17 protein-coding genes are annotated in these 17,018 nt (G+C 59.6%); 7 read left to right on the forward strand and 10 right to left on the reverse strand.

Translation table 11 applies throughout. The features are described from left to right. Positions 1 to 40: 40 nt before the first annotated feature. The 4 genes from purC (at position 41) to ypfH (ending at position 4,712) form a co-directional block, all read left to right on the forward strand. Positions 41 to 754, forward strand: coding sequence for a phosphoribosylaminoimidazolesuccinocarboxamide synthase (gene purC / locus MMS95_RS12065; RefSeq protein ID WP_004941708.1), 714 nt, complete (start codon positions 41 to 43; stop codon positions 752 to 754). Between the two features lie 209 nt (positions 755 to 963). After that, positions 964 to 1,833, forward strand: coding sequence for a neutral zinc metallopeptidase (locus tag MMS95_RS12070; RefSeq protein WP_031299899.1), 870 nt, complete (start codon positions 964 to 966; stop codon positions 1,831 to 1,833). 56 nt (positions 1,834 to 1,889) lie between these two features. Further along, positions 1,890 to 3,902: a GNAT family N-acetyltransferase gene (locus MMS95_RS12075; protein ID WP_242141733.1), complete on the forward strand. Its 2,013-nt coding sequence runs from the start codon at positions 1,890 to 1,892 to the stop codon at positions 3,900 to 3,902. A 120-nt stretch (positions 3,903 to 4,022) separates the two neighbouring features. Next, the gene (ypfH, locus tag MMS95_RS12080) at positions 4,023 to 4,712 is read left to right on the forward strand and encodes an esterase (protein ID WP_015378704.1); all 690 of its coding nucleotides are present in this window, start codon (positions 4,023 to 4,025) and stop codon (positions 4,710 to 4,712) included. A gap of 30 nt (positions 4,713 to 4,742) precedes the next feature. Here the strand turns inward: ypfH and MMS95_RS12085 are convergent, their stop codons facing one another. The 7 genes from MMS95_RS12085 to MMS95_RS12115 all read right to left on the reverse strand — a co-directional run bounded on the left by MMS95_RS12085 (position 4,743) and on the right by MMS95_RS12115 (position 9,374). Then, positions 4,743 to 4,928, reverse strand: a complete 186-nt coding sequence (locus tag MMS95_RS12085; protein ID WP_004941720.1) for a YpfN family protein — start codon at positions 4,926 to 4,928, stop codon at positions 4,743 to 4,745. A 2-nt stretch (positions 4,929 to 4,930) separates the two neighbouring features. Then, positions 4,931 to 5,605, reverse strand: a complete 675-nt coding sequence (locus MMS95_RS12090; protein WP_242141734.1) for a M15 family metallopeptidase — start codon at positions 5,603 to 5,605, stop codon at positions 4,931 to 4,933. Further along, positions 5,602 to 6,729: a succinyl-diaminopimelate desuccinylase gene (gene dapE / locus MMS95_RS12095; RefSeq protein ID WP_242141735.1), complete on the reverse strand. Its 1,128-nt coding sequence runs from the start codon at positions 6,727 to 6,729 to the stop codon at positions 5,602 to 5,604. Before dapE ends, MMS95_RS12090 begins: the two co-directional genes overlap by 4 nt. After that, the gene (locus MMS95_RS12100; protein ID WP_004941730.1) at positions 6,726 to 7,112 is read right to left on the reverse strand and encodes an ArsC family reductase; all 387 of its coding nucleotides are present in this window, start codon (positions 7,110 to 7,112) and stop codon (positions 6,726 to 6,728) included. Before MMS95_RS12100 ends, dapE begins: the two co-directional genes overlap by 4 nt. A 253-nt stretch (positions 7,113 to 7,365) precedes the next feature. Continuing rightward, positions 7,366 to 7,917, reverse strand: coding sequence for a LuxR family transcriptional regulator (locus MMS95_RS12105; RefSeq protein ID WP_049278633.1), 552 nt, complete (start codon positions 7,915 to 7,917; stop codon positions 7,366 to 7,368). Positions 7,918 to 8,453: 536 nt separating this feature from the next. Continuing rightward, entirely contained in the window at positions 8,454 to 8,885 is a 432-nt protein-coding gene (locus MMS95_RS12110) for a GNAT family N-acetyltransferase (RefSeq protein ID WP_033632412.1), read from the reverse strand. 9 nt (positions 8,886 to 8,894) lie between these two features. Then, on the reverse strand, positions 8,895 to 9,374 hold the full coding sequence (locus tag MMS95_RS12115; protein WP_082997717.1) for a tetratricopeptide repeat protein: 480 nt from the start codon (positions 9,372 to 9,374) through the stop codon (positions 8,895 to 8,897). Between the two features lie 216 nt (positions 9,375 to 9,590). On the opposite strand from MMS95_RS12115, the gene ypfM reads away from it, so the two are divergent. Then, a complete protein-coding gene (ypfM, locus tag MMS95_RS12120; protein ID WP_100396732.1) occupies positions 9,591 to 9,650 on the forward strand; it encodes a protein YpfM in 60 nt (19 codons plus the stop codon). A gap of 126 nt (positions 9,651 to 9,776) precedes the next feature. Here the strand turns inward: ypfM and acrD are convergent, their stop codons facing one another. Next, on the reverse strand, positions 9,777 to 12,914 hold the full coding sequence (acrD, locus tag MMS95_RS12125) for a multidrug efflux RND transporter permease AcrD (RefSeq protein ID WP_004941747.1): 3,138 nt from the start codon (positions 12,912 to 12,914) through the stop codon (positions 9,777 to 9,779). A 293-nt stretch (positions 12,915 to 13,207) separates the two neighbouring features. Between acrD and MMS95_RS12130 the strand changes: the two genes are divergently transcribed. After that, complete coding sequence (locus tag MMS95_RS12130; RefSeq protein ID WP_004941750.1) at positions 13,208 to 13,486, forward strand: helix-turn-helix domain-containing protein; 279 nt, start codon at positions 13,208 to 13,210, stop codon at positions 13,484 to 13,486. A gap of 32 nt (positions 13,487 to 13,518) precedes the next feature. On the opposite strand, the gene MMS95_RS12135 is transcribed toward MMS95_RS12130, so the two are convergent. Continuing rightward, positions 13,519 to 14,151 carry a response regulator gene (locus tag MMS95_RS12135; RefSeq protein WP_004941753.1) on the reverse strand — a complete coding sequence of 211 codons (633 nt, stop codon included), beginning with the start codon at positions 14,149 to 14,151 and terminating at the stop codon, positions 13,519 to 13,521. 161 nt (positions 14,152 to 14,312) lie between these two features. Continuing rightward, complete coding sequence (narQ, locus tag MMS95_RS12140; protein ID WP_242141736.1) at positions 14,313 to 15,989, reverse strand: nitrate/nitrite two-component system sensor histidine kinase NarQ; 1,677 nt, start codon at positions 15,987 to 15,989, stop codon at positions 14,313 to 14,315. Positions 15,990 to 16,347: 358 nt separating this feature from the next. On the opposite strand from narQ, the gene nudK reads away from it, so the two are divergent. Then, positions 16,348 to 16,923 carry a GDP-mannose pyrophosphatase NudK gene (nudK, locus tag MMS95_RS12145; RefSeq protein WP_019453874.1) on the forward strand — a complete coding sequence of 192 codons (576 nt, stop codon included), beginning with the start codon at positions 16,348 to 16,350 and terminating at the stop codon, positions 16,921 to 16,923. Positions 16,924 to 17,018: the final 95 nt, after the last annotated feature.

Here is a 17,018-nt window from a genome sequence, read left to right on the forward strand (position 1 = left end):
GCTCGGGAGACAACGGGGATACATCACTGGAGTAAGTAAGATGCAAAAGCTAGCTGAGCTGTATCGCGGAAAGGCAAAAACCGTTTACACCACCGAGAATCCCGATCTGTTGGTGTTGGAGTTCCGCAACGATACGTCAGCACTGGATGGTCAGCGCATTGAGCAGTTCGATCGCAAAGGCATGGTGAACAACAAGTTTAACCATTTCATCATGAGCAAACTGGAAGAAGCCGGCATCCCGACCCAGATGGAGCGTCTGCTGTCCGACAACGAAGTGCTGGTGAAGAAATTGGACATGGTGCCGGTGGAGTGCGTGATCCGCAACCGCGCCGCCGGTTCGCTGGTGAAGCGTCTGGGCATTGAAGAAGGTCTGGTGCTGAACCCGCCGCTGTTCGATCTGTTCCTGAAAAACGACGCCATGCACGATCCGATGGTGAACGAATCCTACTGCGAAACCTTTGGCTGGGTGAGCAAAGAGCATCTGGCGCGCATGCGCGAGCTGAGCTACCGCGCCAACGACGTGTTGACCCAGCTGTTCGACGACGCCGGCCTGATCCTGGTCGACTTCAAACTGGAGTTCGGTCTGTTCAACGGTGAAGTGGTGCTGGGCGATGAGTTCTCGCCGGACGGCAGCCGCCTGTGGGACAAAAACACCCTGGACAAGATGGACAAAGACCGTTTCCGTCAAAGCCTGGGCGGCCTGATCGAAGCCTACGAAGAAGTGGCGCGCCGCATCGGCGTGAAACTCGACTAAGCGTCGGCACCGCCATTCGGGGCGATCCGGCCGGATCGTCCCGCTATTCTGCGTTTTTCCAGAAAATTTCTACATTTCCTCCGCGGCAGACCATTTATAATGATGGATGTGAGATGACTAAAACCTATCCCACTCAGGCTTGAAGCTGCCTTTGCGCTTACGATCGCGGCGCAACTTCAACGAGCAGGGGAAATATCTGGAGTGTATTTATGCGTTGGCAAGGGCGTCGGGAAAGTGACAATGTTGAGGATCGTCGCGGGCAGTCTTCAGGTTTGGGCGGCGGTGGCGGCGGTTTCCGCGTGCCGGTGGGTGGCAAGGGCGGCATCGTCATTCTGGTGGTGGTGCTGGTGGCCGGTTATTACGGCATCGATCTGTCGCCGCTGTTGAATGGCGGTAACGTCGCACCGCAGGGTCAACAACAGAGCGCCAACATCAGTCCGAAAGACGATGAGCTGGCCAAATTCACTTCGGTGGTGCTGGCCTCGACCGAAGATAACTGGAAAGAGATTTTCCAGCGCATGGGCAAAACCTACCAACCGCCGAAGCTGGTGATGTATCGCGGCGTAACGCGCACCAGCTGCGGCACCGGTCAGTCGGCGATGGGGCCGTTCTACTGCCCGGGCGACAGAACGGTGTATATCGATCTGTCTTTCTATCAGGACATGAAGACCAAGCTGGGCGCCGGCGGTGATTTCGCTCAGGCCTATGTGGTGGCGCACGAAGTCGGCCACCACGTGCAGAACCTGCTGGGCATCGAGCCGAAGGTGCGCCAGATGCAGCAAGGCGCCAGCCAGGCGGAAGTGAACCGCCTGTCGGTGAAAATGGAGCTGCAGGCGGACTGCTTCGCCGGCGTGTGGGGTAAATACGCCGAGAAGCAGCAGATGTTGGAAGAGGGCGACCTGCAGGCGGCGCTGAATGCCGCGCAGGCGATTGGCGACGATCGGTTGCAGCAGCAGAGCCAGGGCCGCGTTGTGCCGGACAGCTTCACCCACGGCACTTCGCAGCAGCGCTACACCTGGTTTAAACAGGGCTTCGACAGCGGCGATCCCAATACCTGCAACACCTTTGCATCCCGTTAACGCCTCAAGTGCCGGAGCCTGACTCCGGCATTTTTTTCGGATTGAGATACAGCCTTATGCTACAGGCAGCGCAACAACTCATGCGGCGGCAGGGCATCCGGCGCCTGCTGGTGCTCAGCGGTGAACCCGAGTGGTGCCGCGAACAGGCGCAGCGGCTGGCGGCGGCGCTGCCGGGCGACTGGCCGTGGGTGGGGGAAAACCCGCCGCCCGGCCTGACGGCTTTGCCGAGCCGCGCGGTGCGCCAATTGCTGGGGCAGGAACGGCTGCACGCGGTGTTCGACGCCGGTCACTCGCTGGACGTGGAGGCGCTGGCGGCGCTGTGCGGCGCATTGCGCGCCGGCAGCTGGCTGCTGCTGTTGACGCCGCCCTGGCGGCAATGGCCTCAGTTGCCGGACGGCGACAGCCTGCGCTGGAGTGATTGTCCGCAGCCGATCACCACGCCGCATTTCATTCATCATCTGCAGCATCATTTGGCCGACGACAGCGAAGTGACTGTCTGGCGGCAGGATGAGCCCCTGACGTTGGCCGCGCTGCCGGCGCGTGAGGGGTGGCAGCCGCCGGATGGCGGGCCGACCGAGGAACAACAGGCGATCTTGACGGCGTTGTTGCAGGCCGAGTCCGGCGTGTGGGTGCTGACCGCCGCCCGCGGCCGCGGCAAATCGACGCTGGCCGGCATGCTGATGGCGCAGTCGCCGCTGACCTGCTGGATCACCGGGCCGAGCCGCGCCGCCACAGAGGTGGCCGGGGAATGGGCGCAGGGGCGCGCACAGTTTTGGGCGCCCGATGCCTTGCTGGCGCAGTGCCGGGAGGGGGACGTCAGTGACGTGGGCTGGCTGCTGGTGGATGAAGCGGCGGCGATCCCCGCGCCGCTGTTGCAACAGCTGATCGGCTATTTCCCGCGCGTGTTGCTGACCACCACGGTGCAGGGCTATGAAGGCACCGGCCGCGGTTTTCTGCTGAAGTTTTGCGCCGGGCTGCCGTCCTATCAGGCGTTGAGTCTGCAACAGCCGATGCGCTGGGCGCAGGGCGATGCGTTGGAACGGGTCACGGACAATGCGCTGTTGTTCAACGAGCTGCCCGCCTGGCCGGTGGATGGCCAGGCGATCGATTATAGCCAGGCGGAGCAGCGTGAACTGTGCGCCGATCCGCAGCGGCTGGCGCGTTTCTATGCTCTGCTGAGCAGCGCGCATTACCGCACCTCGCCGCTGGACTTACGCCGGCTGATGGACGCGCCCGGCATGCATTTCGGGCTGGCGCAGGCCGGACAGGAGGTGGTCGGTGCCGTGTGGCTGGCGGACGAAGGCGGGTTGAGCGCCGAGTTGGCGCACGACGTGTGGGCCGGCCGCCGCCGGCCGCGCGGCAACCTGGTGGCGCAGTCGCTGGCGGCGCATGGCGGCCAGTGGTGGGCGCCGACGCTGCGGTCACGGCGCATTACCCGCATCGCGACGCTGCCGACGCTGCGGCGGCAGGGTATCGCGCGTCAGCTGGTCGAGCGGCAACGCCGCCAGGCGCAGGGGCTGGACTTCCTGTCGGTCAGCTTCGGCTATACCGAGCCGCTGTGGCGCTTTTGGCAATCCTGCGGTTTCGAGCTGGTGCGTATCGGCAGCAAGCCGGAGGCCAGCAGCGGCTGTTATACCGCGATGGCTATCTTGCCCCTGAGCGAGCAAGGGGAGGCGCTGCGGCACGCGGCGCACAAGCACCTGGCGCGCGACTGGCCCTGGCTGCGGCAGCGCATCGAACTCGTGCTGGCGATCCCGGGCGATGACGGCGACACGTCGCTCGGTGAAGAGGACTGGCGCGAGCTGGCCGGTTTCGCTTTCGCCCATCGGTCGCTGGAGGCCAGCCTGGGGGCATTGCAGCGTTTGCTGTTGGCCAGCAGTCTGCCGCTGCCCGCGCTGCGCGGCCATCTGCAACGGCGGCAATCCCCGGCGGCCTGCGTGGAGCAGGCGGGCGTAAGCGGCCAGAAAGCCTTGCTGCGCCACTGGCGGCACGAAACGGCGCAGGCGCTGGAACAGTTGAATGCGCAACACTGCCGCTACTGGCGCGACTGGGCGCAGTCGTTGCAATAAATTGAATAACTCGCTCAATAAAACCCGATTTTCCCGATTTCTCAACGGCGTATAGTCACTGTCAGCGGTGCGGCGGCGACTGTCGCCACACCAGGTTTGGTTACTATTAAGGAGTCATCGATGAAACATGAGCATTTCGTTGTCCAAAGCCCGGCGACCCCGGCGGCGCAGCTGATCTTGCTGTTTCACGGTGTCGGCGACAACCCGGTGGCGATGGGGGAGATCGGCAGCTACTTCGCCAAAGACTTTCCTCAGGCCCAGGTGGTGAGCATCGGTGGTCCCGAAGCGTTTGGCAACGGCGCCGGGCGCCAGTGGTTTTCGGTACAGGACGTGACCGAAGAGAACCGCGCGGCCCGCATAGCAGACGTGATGCCGCAGTTTGTGGCCGTGGTACGTCATTGGCAGCAGCTGAGCGGCGTGGGCTATGCCGGCACTGCTCTGGTGGGGTTCTCGCAGGGGGCGATCATGGCACTTGAGGCGTTAAAAGCGGAAACCCGGCTGGCCGGGCGCGTGGTCGCGTTCAGCGGGCGTTTCGCCCAGTTGCCTGAGCAGGCTTTCGGCGACAGCGTGGTGCATTTGATCCACGGTGAAGAGGACGCGGTGATCGCGGTGCAACACGCTCACGCGGCGGCGGAAGCGTTACGGGCCAACGGCGTGGATTTCACGCTCGACGTGGAAGAGAACGTCGGGCATGCGATCAATCAGGGCATGATGAACGCCGCGCTGGAAAGGCTGCATTATTACGTGCCGCAGCGCTACTGGGACGAGGCATTGTCCGGCAAGCGCGGCGAGCTGATCGCCTTTCGCTAAAAACTCAGGGCGCCGATGAGCGCCCTGATGTCATTTCTTTTTCGGCCAGTCGTCTTCGTCATCCCACTGGGCGTTGTTGTCGCGGTGCGGCGGTATCTCCGGCTTGTTGGCCAGATAGCTTTTCACGTCGACGCGGCGCAGTTCCTTGATGCCGCTGACGACCATCCCCACCAGAACCAGCAGAATAATCCACCAGTAATCAGCTAACCATTGCATAGCTACTCCTTTCCTTCACTGCGTATGAAACGCGAAAAAATCGAGGGCAGATGGCGTTCGAGCCATTCGACACCGGCGACCTCCTTGTCTTGCCAGGCCGCCAGCAACAACGCCGGGGTCAGCAAATGTTCAGCCTCTTGCGCCAGCGGCCGGTAGCTTAGATGCCACGGCTCCACCGCCACGCCGCCGCTGTCTTCGGTAAAGGGGCGATAGAAACCGAACTCGGCCATATGCGCCGTCAGCCACTGGTTGAGCGGCGCAAAGTAACCGCCTTCTTCATATTCCCACGGCTCCAGCTGCAGCTTTTGCCCTTCCGGCAACAGCGACGGATCGTACACGTCCAAATCGCTGCCCCAGTGATGGCGGCTGGCGCCAGGCAGGGCTGACCAGCGCAGGATCGCCTCACAGCGCTCGGCGGCGGACAGCGGCGCGACGTCGATCGGTTGACTGTCCTTATCTAATACTGGCCGCTGGCCGCAGAATTTGCCATTCCAAATCTCCAACTGGCGGTCGAAGTCGCGGAAGGTGCTGGCGGGCTGGAGATCGAATCCGGCTTCACGCGCGGCCTGCTGCATCGCCAGGAAGGCATTGACCGCCTGCGGCTGCAGCCGATGGTTGCCGCTCAGCGGCGCCAGGTGTCCGGTCGAACGGCCGGTGAGCATTTCTGCGGTGATCATGCGACCAATTGCTCCATGATGCGTTGATACATGCGGCTCAGCAGCTGCAGATCCGCGGCGTTGACACATTCGTTGACCTTGTGGATGGTGGCGTTGACCGGCCCCAGTTCCACCACCTGCGCGCCCATCTGCGCGATAAAGCGGCCGTCGGAGGTGCCGCCGGTGGTCAGCAGCTGCGGCGTCAATTCAGAATAGTGCCCGACGGCGTTGACCACCGCATCCACCAGCGCGCCGCGCGAGGTGAGGAACGGTTGACCGGACAGCCGCCATTCGATGCTGTAATTCAACTGGTGGCGTTCCAGCAGCTCTTCCACGCGCTGCTTGATCATCGCGTCGGTGAGTTCGGTGCTGAACCGGAAGTTGAACTGCACGTAGAGATCGCCCGGGATCACGTTGTTGCTGCCGGTGCCGGCCTGCACGTTGGCGATCTGCATGCTGGTCGGCGGGAAGAACTCGTTGCCGCGATCCCATTCGATCGCCACCAGTTCATTCAGCGCCGGCATGGCGCGGTGCACCGGGTTGTCTGCCAGATGCGGATAGGCGACGTGCCCCTGTACGCCGTGGATATGCAGGTTGGCGGTGATGGAGCCGCGACGGCCGTTTTTCACCACGTCGCCGACGCGTTCGGTGCTGGACGGCTCGCCGACCAGGCAGTAATCCAGCCGCTCGTTGCGCGCCATCAGCGCTTCGACCACTTTAACCGTGCCGTGGGTGGCGCTGGCTTCTTCATCCGAAGTGATCAGAAATGCCAGGCGGCCCCGGTGATTCGGGTTGGCGGCGACAAAGCGTTCCGCGGCCACCACCATCGCGGCCAACGAGCCTTTCATGTCCGCCGCGCCGCGGCCATACAGCATGCCGTCGCGGATTGCCGGTTCAAACGGCGGGTTGTCCCAGCGTTTTTCATCGCCGGTCGGCACTACGTCGGTGTGCCCGGCAAACGCCAGAGTTTGCCCTTCGCCGCGCCAGGCCCAGAAGTTTTGGGTGTCTTCGAAGTCCATGGCTTCGACGGTGAAGCCGATCGCCTGCAGGCGTTCGATCATCAGTTGCTGGCAGCCTTCGTCATTCGGGCTGAGGGAAGGGCGTTTGATCAACTGCTGGGCCAGTTCGATAACCGGGCAAGTCATACGGCAACCTCGGCGATAAATTGTTGGTAAGCGTCGGCGTTGAAACCGAGCAGAGCGTGGCCGTTGCCGTCGTCCAGCAGCGGACGTTTAATGATTGCCGGCTGCGCCAGCATCAGCGCGATGGCGGCGTCGGCGTTATCACAGGCGTTGCGCTGCGCTTCATCCAGCTTGCGCCAGGTGGTGCCGCGGGTATTGAGCAGCGGCTCCCAACCCAGTTGCGCGACGAAACCGCGCAGTTGCTGTTCGGTCAGGCCGTCGGCGCGGTAGTCGTGAAAATGATAGGCTATGCCTTGATCTTCCAGCCAGCGGCGGGCTTTTTTGATGGTGTCGCAGTTTTTGATGCCGTACATCGTCAGCGTTGTCTGTTGCGGTTTATTTGCCATGGCGTAAAGCTACCTGTCTCGTCGAGTCGATACTGAGCGGCGGGCGCGGTCTTAGGCCTTCTCGCCGCCCGGCGATAGCAGAGATAATGCCAGTAAAGCGGCGGCGAGATCCAGACAACGATGCGCGCGAGAGACGATTGGGCGCCAGGGAGAGAGGTTGGCAAATTGATGAAACGGCTATCTTCGCCGGCGGGGCTGTTAAAAGACGCCGGCGAACGCGTTCTGCCGCCAATGCGGCGCGGGGGAGAGAGAACTACTCTTTATTGATTCTTATGTTTAAACGCTCGGTCAAACACCGTACGCGGGTAATATGCAACAGCGGTTTTATCCTGCTGGCGCCGAGTTTTTTCATGATTCGTGATTTGTAATGATTGGCGGTTTTATTTCTGATATTCATGGCATTGCTGATGTCGGCCAGCGATTTTCCCGTCGACCACTCCGAGAGAAAATGCGATTCGCGCTGAGAGAGTTGCGGCGGCTCGGTATAGTGACTGTAACGCTTATATAAGTCGCCGATCAGGTGGCTGAAGCGGCTCAATGATATAAGGTTTGATAATATAATGGTCTTATTGTCGACAATCACCATCTCATGCAGGCAGTCGGTAATAATGACTATTTTGTAGGTATTGGGGTTGGCATATTCATCGCGGTAACGCGCTTCAAAGTTGGCGATGGTGACATCGATAAAGCAGACCCTTCTGCGGCTAAAGCCGGCCGGTGCGCGTTTTTCCGCCCAGGTTTGGTTAATGAGTTGCCGGATGCCGACGGAGGTATAAGCGCAGTCGCTGAAAATATCAATTTCCATTTTATTATGATCCTTTTTTATTCCTGGTGTCGGTGGATATCTTAAAGTATAAAAATAAAAACAATTGAAATAATTCAATGTTGAATTTTTTTTCGTGATAATTCTTAAAATTCGTCTATGCGGTTTTTAATTTTTTGTGGTCAATTATTTTGTTGATATGTAAGGGGTATTTTAAAATCATTAAATATCTTATAGGTTAAGACGAGGTTTTTGAATAGAGTTCATCTATTGATGGGAGGTAATTAAAAGGAATTAACATAGATTATCCCTATCGTAAATTAATCATCGATCGTTTTTTTCGATCTTTATTTCGATTTTTTATGTGAAAAGTCTAACTGCCAAGAAATATCTCATTAAACAGTCTAGGAAATATCTCATCAAAAATCCCAAGAATAGTCTTATTAATGAAGGTATGCATGAATAATAGGCGAAACAAGAAAGTTAGGGGATAAGGCATAGCTTGATGCTTTGCGAAATCCTCTGATTGGTTTCGACATAAATTATGACTTTATGAAAAATTATTTTTCGAAGAACGATCAACGTATGTAACCACCGTTTTGCAATCGCTGCAGCGCAGCGCCGTCCGCATACACCATGCCGGTGGTCAAATCGTGAAAGCCGTACTTTTTATAGAAGGCGAGCTTTTCCGGCACGGAATAGATGAAAATCTTGCCGAGCGGCGCCAGATCTTGCATCACCCGATCCATCAACCTGCGCCCCAGCCCTTGTCCCTGAAAGCGCGGATCGATCGCCACGTCCGCCAGGTAGGCGACCGATGTCAGATCGCTGATGGCATGTGCAGTGGCGATCAACTCGTCGCCGATAAACCCCCAATAGCAAAACTGGCTGTGTTGATAAACGCGCCGCAAGGTGTGCGGATCGCGCTTGCCCAGCCCGGCGGCCTCCAGCAATTCACACAGCCGCTGCCAGTCGATGGCGCGGCGGCTCGGGTCGGTGATAATTTCCATCGTTTTCCTCTAACCGATAAGACTGAGATCGGCGGCATAGTGCCGAATGGCGCGTTGATAACCGCGGATGTCGGGGTCTGACGAGGTTTCCGCCAGCAGCAGCAACAGATCGGTCACGGCCCGTTTATTTTCACCCAGGTTGTACAGCGCCATGGCGCGAAACAGCATCAGCTCGTTGGCCTGCGGGAACTCGGCCAGGCCGTCGTCGAAAGCCCGTAGCGACGCCGGATATTCTCCCAGGGCGCGGTAGGTGCTGCCGAGACCCAGCCAGGCCTCGCGGCGTTGGGCGGGCGGCAAATCGCGAGCCAACGCCGCGAGGTAACAGGGAATGGCCTGTTGCTCCAGGCCCTGTACGTCATACAGGCAGGCCAGCTGAAAGTGCAGCGTTGCCGCTTCCGGCTCCGCCGCCAGCTGCCGTAACGCCAGCGCAGTGGCTTCTTGATAGCGGCCCTGCGTTTTTAACTCTAAGAGAGACAAAGAAGTGGACATGATCGACACTCCGTTGGCGTATTTTTATACCTTTTACACGCTATCGTGGAGAAATTGATATCACAAGGGAATAGCTGCACTGAACATTGATCAGATAAATACGAAAATGTGCGCTAAGCCCGGTTTCCGAGCCCGGCATCGTTCCCGTTTCCCTTCACATGGTCAAAAAACAGGCGTAGAATCCGCTTCGTCAAATAATTGAGGTTGTAAAGCATTATGGTTGATCGTGAATTAGGAAACTGGAAAGACTTCATTGATGAGATGTTGGGCAACTGACACAGCGTTGAAGCAGATGGCAAGGTTGAGTCATTGGAAAGTCACTGAAACACCTTGGGAACGAGATTTTCGTTCGAAATAAAGCAGCATCGGTAACCCGACGCTGCTTTTTTTATATCTCGCGGATCAGTCCCCGGTGGCCGGCGTATTGCCTGCCGGATGCGCTTTACCCGGGAAACGGCGGCGAACCAGCACAAAGAACAATGGCACGAAGAAAATCGCCAACAGGGTGGCGGAAATCATGCCGCCCATTACCCCGGTGCCGACCGCATGCTGGCTGCCGGAACCGGCGCCGCTGCTGGTAGCCATCGGCAGCACGCCGAAGATGAACGCCAGCGAGGTCATCAGGATCGGCCGCAGGCGCATGCGGGACGCGTCGAGCGTCGCCGACATCAGATCCTGCCCTTTATGGTTCAGCTCATTGGCGAACTCGACGATCAGAATGGCGTTTTTCGCCGACAGCCCAATGATGGTCAACAGGCCAACCTGGAAATAGACGTCGTTCTCCAGGCCGCGCAGCCAGGTGGCGGCGACCGCGCCGATCACCCCCAGCGGCACCACCAGCATCACCGAGAACGGTATCGACCAGCTCTCGTACAGCGCCGCCAGGCACAGGAACACCACCAGCAGCGAGATGGCGTACAGCGCCGGCGCCTGCGAGCCGGACAGCCGTTCCTGATAGGACATCGCCGTCCATTCCAGCCCGAAACCGGTCGGCAGTTGGCTGACCAGTTTTTCCATTTCCGCCATGGCGGTGCCGGTGCTGACGCCGTTGGCCGCCTCGCCGACGATCTCCAGCGCCGAACTGCCGTTATAGCGCTCCAGCCGCGGCGAACCATACTCCCAGTGCGAGCTGGCGAAGGCCGAGAACGGCACCATGCCGCCCGCGCTGTTGCGCACATACCATTTGTTGATGTCATCCGGCAGCATGCGGAACGGCGCCGCGGCCTGCACGTAGACTTTTTTCACTCGGCCGCGGTCGACGAAGTCGTTGACGTAGGTCGAGCCCCAGGCGGTGGAGAGGGTATTGTTGATGTCGTCGATCGATACGCCCAGCGCCTGAGCCTTGCGCTGATCGATATCGATTTGCAGCTGCGGGCTGTCGTCCAGGCCGTTGTGGCGCACGCGTGACAGCAGCGGGTTTTGCGCCGCCAGCTGCAGCAGCTGATCGCGCGCCGCCATCAGTTTGGCATGGCCGAGCCCGGCGTGGTCTTCCAACTCCATGTCGAAGCCGGAGGAGTTGCCGAGACCGGTGATCGCCGGCGGGCTGCTGGCGATCACCCGGGCTTCGTTAATCTTGTTGAATGCCAGCGTGGCGCGATCGATGATGTCGAACGAGCTGTTGGCGCCCGAGGTGCGCAGATCCCAGTCTTTCAGCCGCACGAACAGGCGCGCTACGTTTTGGCCGTTGCCGCCGGGCCCGGAGCCGATGATGGCGAACACCGACAAAACGTCCTGTTTCTCTTCGGTGAGGAAGTAGCGCTCGACCTTTTCCACCACTTTGGAGGTCTGCTGCAGGGTCGAGCCCGCCGGCAACTGCACCTGCACGGTGAAGATGCCGCGGTCTTCCTGCGGCAGGAACGAGGTCGGCAGCTTGATGAACAGCAGCGCCATGCCGCCGAGCAACAGCAGATAAATCACCATGTAGCGGCCGCTGGCGTGCAGAATGCGCCCCACGCCGCGCTCATAGCGATCGGCATTGCGGTTGAACATGCGGTTGAACCAGCCGAAGAAGCCGCGCTTGCCGTGATGGTGCCCTTTGGCGATCGGTTTAAGCAGCGTCGCGCACAGGGCCGGGGTCAGGATCATCGCCACCAGCACCGACAGCACCATGGCGGAGACGATGGTGATGGAGAACTGGCGATAGATGGCGCCGGTGGTGCCGCCGAAGAACGCCATCGGCACGAACACCGCCGACAGCACCAGGGCGATGCCGACCAGCGCGCTCTGGATCTGCCCCATGGATTTGCGCGTGGCCTCTCGCGGCGGCAGGCCTTCCTCGCTCATCACGCGCTCGACGTTCTCCACCACCACGATGGCGTCGTCCACCAGCAGGCCGATCGCCAGCACCATGGCGAACATGGTGAGGGTATTGATGCTGAAGCCGCAGGCGGAGAGGATGGCGAAGGTGCCCATCAGCACCACCGGCACGGCGATGGTGGGGATCAGCGTGGCACGGAAGTTCTGCAGGAACAGATACATCACCAGGAACACCAGCAGGATGGCCTCCAGCAGCGTTTTCACCACGTCCTTGATCGACGCTTTGACGAACGGGGTGGTTTCATAGGCCACTTTGGCCTCCAGCCCGTGCGGGAAGTATTGCGACAGCTCGGCGATCTTGTCCTTCACCAACTGGTCGGTCTGCAGTTCGTTGGCGCCGGAGGCCAGCTTGATGTTCATGCCGGCGGCCTGCATGCCGTTGTAGCGGCTGAGGTAGTTGTAGTTCTCGCCGCCCAGTTCGACGGTGGCGACGTTGCCCAGCGTCACCAGCGAGCCGTCCTGATTGACCCGCAGGGTGATCTGGCGGAACTGTTCCGGCGTCTGGAGCTGCGACTGGGCGTTGATGGTGGCGTTCAGCGCCTGTTTATCGACCGACGGCGTGCCGCCCAACTGGCCGACCGCCACCTGGGCGTTCTGCGACTGAATGGCCTTGACCACGTCCTGGGTCGTGAGCTGATAGCTGTTGAGCTTGTTGGGATCGAGCCAGATGCGCATGGCGTATTGTGAGCCATACACGTCCATGCTGCCGACGCCGTTGATGCGGCTGAGCGGATCCTGCAGGTTGGAGACGATGTAATCGGCGATGTCCTGCTTGTCCATACTGTTGTCGGTGGAGACGAACGCCACCATCATCAGCGTGGTGTCGCCGGATTTCGAGACCGTGACCCCTTGATTCTGCACCGCCTGCGGTAAACGTTTGATCGCTGCCTGCAGCTGGTTTTGCACCTGCTGCATCGCCTCGTTGGGATCGGTGCCGGCTTCGAACGTCAGCGTGACGGTCGCCTGGCCGGTATTGGTGCTCTGCGACGACATATACATCATGTTGTCGAGGCCGGTCATATTTTGCTCAATGATTTGGGTAACGGTGTTTTCCAGCGTTTGCGCCGAGGCGCCTGGGTAAGTTGCGCTGATGCGCACGTTCGGCGGCGCCAAATTCGGGTATTGTTCTACCGGTAAAGAAAAAATCGCCAATGCCCCGGTCAGGCAAAGAATAATTGCCAGCACCCAGGCGAAAATCGGGCGATCAATAAAAAAATTGGCCATGCAGCGCGAACCTCGTTATGACTTGTTCTATCTTTAAAACGCATCGGAAATATGCATTTCAGCGGCAGGGAAGGATTCCGACGCTATTGCACTTTACTCGGGATAGTCGAGGAAAGCGTGGAGAAAAAAAGGAGATAGTGTAAATAACGGTAGCGGGAAACGGCGTGGGTGCCCCGGTGTCGATAATTGTACACTATTAAGACATTTTTATTACTATCAAAGGCCTTGCGCATTTCTTCGCCGCAGGGAGCCGAAAAATAAAAACTGGATCCACCTTACAGCAGGAGCTTGGCATGGGAATTAACCCGGTATTTGCCCGTCGGCTTTATTTATGCTGGCTGATCAGCCACAGTGAGCGGCCCAATGTGCCGCGGTTGATGGCGCTGACCGGCTGGCCGCGCCGCACGTTGCAGGATGTGCTGAAGGCGCTGCCCGGCATGGGCGTCGAGCTGCAGTTCGTGCAGCAGGGCGTGCGCAACAACGACGGTTTTTATCAGTTGGAAAGCTGGGGGCCGTTCAACAAGAGTTGGGTGCATCAGCACCATCAGGCGCTGCTCAGCGCCATCGAGTAAGCGGCCCCGGCGTATTGGCCGGGGCGGGGCGATCAGTGGCTTTTGTACTCCAGGTACATCACCGTCGCCGCCACGCGAGAACGCACGTCCAGCTTGCGCAGTATGTTGCGGATGTGCACCTTCACGGTTTCTTCAGAGATATGCAATTGCGCCGCCACCTGTTTGTTGGACAGGCCGCGCGCCACCTCTTGCAAGACGTCCAGTTCGCGTTCGGTCAAGGCGGTGAAGGGATCGCGCTGCTCGCTGCGCGCCAGCAAATAGTCGGCCATGGCGTCGCTGATCACGTTTTGCCCCTCGGCGGCGGCGCTGATGTGTTCCAGCAGCTGCTCCGGTTCACTGTCTTTCAGCAGATAGCCGTCGGCGCCGGCGTCGATCAGCGCATACAGATCGCTGCGCGCGTCGGAGACCGTCAGCACGATGATGCGTGCGTCCACGCCTTCGTCGCGCAGAGCCCGCAGCGTATCCAGCCCGGACATGCCCTTCATGTTCAGATCCAACAAGATCACGTCCGGCGCGTGCTGCAGCGCCAGCGCAACCGCCTCGCTGCCGTTGCCGGCCTCTGCCACCACGCCAAATCGCGCATCCAGTCCCAGCAGTTGTTTGATGCCGCGCCGCATCAACGGATGATCGTCAACGATCATGACTCGGTATTGCTTCATCACCATGAAATATGCTCCCTGTAGCAAGTAAAGCCACTCAAACGCGCCCGGAGGCGTGCTTCACAGTGGGACTGTCTCTTCAAAAATAGCGGCATTCTGCACCGCAAACCTCTCCGGGCGGCCTTCTGCCCGGCGGCAACCGTAACGCAGAGTGAACAGCCGCAAGGTCAGGGCGAGAATGTCAGGCAGACCGCCGTGCCGCCGCGGCTTCTGCGCCGGATGCGCAGCGTTCCTCCCAGTCGCGCCGCGCGTTCGCTCATGATGGTCAAGCCGTAATGCCCTTCCGGTTCTTCCAGACTGGCGATGCCGCAACCGTCGTCGGTAATGCTGAATACGTTGTCGCCTGCGGCGTTGACCTCGCAACACACCGCGATCTCGCTCGCTCCTGCGTGCTTGACGGCATTGAGCACCGCCTCGCGCACGATCTGCAGCGCGTGCACCTGCTGCTGGGCGTTGAGCGCCTGCGAGGGCAGCCGACAGTGTAACTGAATCCGGGCGGTGGTTAGCGCCTTTAATGGCTGCAGCAGTTGCTCCAGCGCGGCATTCAGATCCGCCTCCTGAATGTTGAGGCGGAAGGTGGCCAGTAATTCTCTCAGCTGGCGATAGGCATCGGCCAGCGTGCGATCGAAATCGTCGATAATCGTTTGCGCCGCCGGATTGTCGGCGGCGCGCCGGAGCAGCGTCAGCTGGATGCGCAGGAACGACAGCGTCTGCGCCAGCGAATCGTGCAGCTCGCGGGCGATGGTCCCACGTTCTTCCATCAACAGCAGATATTGGTGCTGCTTTTGCGCCCGGTTGAAGTAGACGCCGCGCCCCAGCATGTTGGCCAGGCTCTGCATCAGGTGAGGATGCGGCGGCCGCGCTTCGGGCTGCCATCGCAATTCACCCAGCAGTTTATCGCCTTGGGTGATCGGCAGCGCGCTCCAGGTTTGCGCCGGCGCCGGCTCTCCTTCGTTCAGTTGCCACTGGCCATGATCGTCCGCCACGTTCAACCGGATGCAGCGCAGTCGTTCGCTTTGGCGCACGATGCGCAGCACATTCTCGAATGCCTGCTGATCGATCTGGCGCACGCTCAGCGCCTGTGAACAGCGATACAGCACCTCCAGCGTTTCGTTGGCCTGCTGCAGGCGCCGGGTTTTTTCCTGCACTTTCAGTTCCAGCGACTGATAGAGCCGGGCCAGCTCGTCAGACATGGCGCTGAAGGTTTGCGACAGCACGCCGAGCTCGTTCGGCAGCGCCACGTCCAGCTGCGGGTGGCGAAAGTCGCGCTGTTGCACGCGCTGGCTGGCGTCGACCAGATGCTGCAGCGGCATGACCACCTGGCGGCGCATAAAGCGAATGCAAAACAGCACCAGACCGATGATGGCGGCGTAGCCCAGCACGCTGACGGCGGCCACCAGGGTGAGTTTCAACTCGGAATAACGCTGCAGAGCGGAAACAAAATGATCGACGCGGTTGACGTAGCCGGCGACCTCCGCCCGGTAGGCGGCCGCTTGCCCGTCACGGATCTGCCGCTCCATCGCTTGCCATGTTCGTTGCAGCGCCAGATAGTGGTTGCGCACCTCGGCCGGGACGTAAAAGCGCGCCAGCTTTTGCAGCGCCGGCGCCTGCAAAGATTGTCGGTACTGCTGCAGGTGCAGCTCCAGCTCCGGGCTCTGTCGATCGAGATCAAAGGCCAGGCGGTAGCTTTGCATGCGCAGCGAACCGGCAATGTTGATCGCCTCGGCATCGCTCTGGCTGCCGGCGACGGTCGTCAACGCCAACCCGGTGGCGAGCACCGACAGTATCACGATGCCGAACAGCGCCCTGGCCAGGCTGCCGGTCACGGAACGTTTAACAAGCAATCACGGAATCCTTTTCTCTCAGGTGAGGGCTGCGCCAGTTTCATTCGAAAGCAAAACTATAACTTTTGCAACTAAATTGCACCGCGATTTGTATCAAGTTGTCAACAAAACGGGAACAATTGTCGTCGTGTAATCAAATGAATAGCGAAATGCCCGCCGATGTTCAGCTGCAGCTCGGTTTCCACTGAGGATTTGTCTTTGCGGATGCGATTCGTCTGTCAGATTATGCGTCTGCCCACGATGTATTTTTAATCCTGGTTTGCCCGGAGAGGCGTTGTGATTTTTGTTGCAAATCGTCTGCTGCGGCGCAGCGTAATCGCGGTATGATTTTCACGTTGCAACTCAAGGAAAAAGGGTCATGTCGTCGAAAATTGAGAATGTGAAGAAAGAGCTGTTGTCGGACAACTGGTATGTGCTGCACAAGTACACGTTCGATCTGAAACGCAAAAACGGCGGTTCGGTGCAACAGATGCGCGAGGTTTACGATCGCGGCAACGGCGCCACCATTTTGCTGTACAACCGCGCCAAGGGCACGGTGGTGCTGACCAACCAGTTTCGCATGCCGACCTATGTCAACGGCAACGAAAGCGGCATGCTGCTCGAGGCCTGCGCCGGCCTGCTGGACGCCGATTCGCCGGAGCAGTGCGCGCGCCGCGAAGCGGTGGAAGAGACAGGTTTTCAGGTGGGCGAGGTCAAGAAAATCTTCGAAGCCTACATGTCGCCGGGCGGCGTGACCGAGATCGTGCACTTCTTTATCGCCGAATACCATGACGATGAGCGGCGCGCGGCCGGCGGCGGCATTGAAGATGAAGATATCGAAGTGATCGAACTGCCGTTCAGCGAAGCGGTGGCGATGATCGCCGATGGCCGCATTAAAGACGGCAAGACCATCATGCTGCTGCAGTATTTGCAGATTCATCGGGTGATGGAATAAAAAAAGCCGGTCATGATGACCGGCTTTTTTATCGGCTGGTGCCAGGCCGCTTACTTCAGCAGCGCCTGCGCCTTCGCCACCACGTTGTCCACGGT

It is taken from the genome of Serratia sp. PGPR-27, from assembly GCF_022678525.1.
GTDB classification, from domain to species: Bacteria; Pseudomonadota; Gammaproteobacteria; order Enterobacterales; family Enterobacteriaceae; genus Serratia; species Serratia nematodiphila.

Excerpts from the sequence above, each read along its gene's own strand:
- nudK (WP_019453874.1), top strand. The coding sequence starts at position 16,348 with ATGTCGTCGAAAATTGAGAATGTGAAGAAAGAGCTGTTGTCGGACAAC.
- MMS95_RS12105 (WP_049278633.1), bottom strand. The coding sequence starts at position 7,917 with ATGGAAATTGATATTTTCAGCGACTGCGCTTATACCTCCGTCGGCATC.
- MMS95_RS12110 (WP_033632412.1), bottom strand. The coding sequence starts at position 8,885 with ATGGAAATTATCACCGACCCGAGCCGCCGCGCCATCGACTGGCAGCGG.
- dapE (WP_242141735.1), bottom strand. The coding sequence starts at position 6,729 with ATGACTTGCCCGGTTATCGAACTGGCCCAGCAGTTGATCAAACGCCCT.
- MMS95_RS12085 (WP_004941720.1), bottom strand. The coding sequence starts at position 4,928 with ATGCAATGGTTAGCTGATTACTGGTGGATTATTCTGCTGGTTCTGGTG.
- MMS95_RS12100 (WP_004941730.1), bottom strand. The coding sequence starts at position 7,112 with ATGGCAAATAAACCGCAACAGACAACGCTGACGATGTACGGCATCAAA.
- acrD (WP_004941747.1), bottom strand. The coding sequence starts at position 12,914 with ATGGCCAATTTTTTTATTGATCGCCCGATTTTCGCCTGGGTGCTGGCA.
- MMS95_RS12070 (WP_031299899.1), top strand. The coding sequence starts at position 964 with ATGCGTTGGCAAGGGCGTCGGGAAAGTGACAATGTTGAGGATCGTCGC.
- MMS95_RS12090 (WP_242141734.1), bottom strand. The coding sequence starts at position 5,605 with ATGATCACCGCAGAAATGCTCACCGGCCGTTCGACCGGACACCTGGCG.
- MMS95_RS12135 (WP_004941753.1), bottom strand. The coding sequence starts at position 14,151 with ATGGTGATGAAGCAATACCGAGTCATGATCGTTGACGATCATCCGTTG.
- purC (WP_004941708.1), top strand. The coding sequence starts at position 41 with ATGCAAAAGCTAGCTGAGCTGTATCGCGGAAAGGCAAAAACCGTTTAC.
- MMS95_RS12115 (WP_082997717.1), bottom strand. The coding sequence starts at position 9,374 with ATGTCCACTTCTTTGTCTCTCTTAGAGTTAAAAACGCAGGGCCGCTAT.
- ypfH (WP_015378704.1), top strand. The coding sequence starts at position 4,023 with ATGAAACATGAGCATTTCGTTGTCCAAAGCCCGGCGACCCCGGCGGCG.
- MMS95_RS12075 (WP_242141733.1), top strand. The coding sequence starts at position 1,890 with ATGCTACAGGCAGCGCAACAACTCATGCGGCGGCAGGGCATCCGGCGC.
- MMS95_RS12130 (WP_004941750.1), top strand. The coding sequence starts at position 13,208 with ATGGGAATTAACCCGGTATTTGCCCGTCGGCTTTATTTATGCTGGCTG.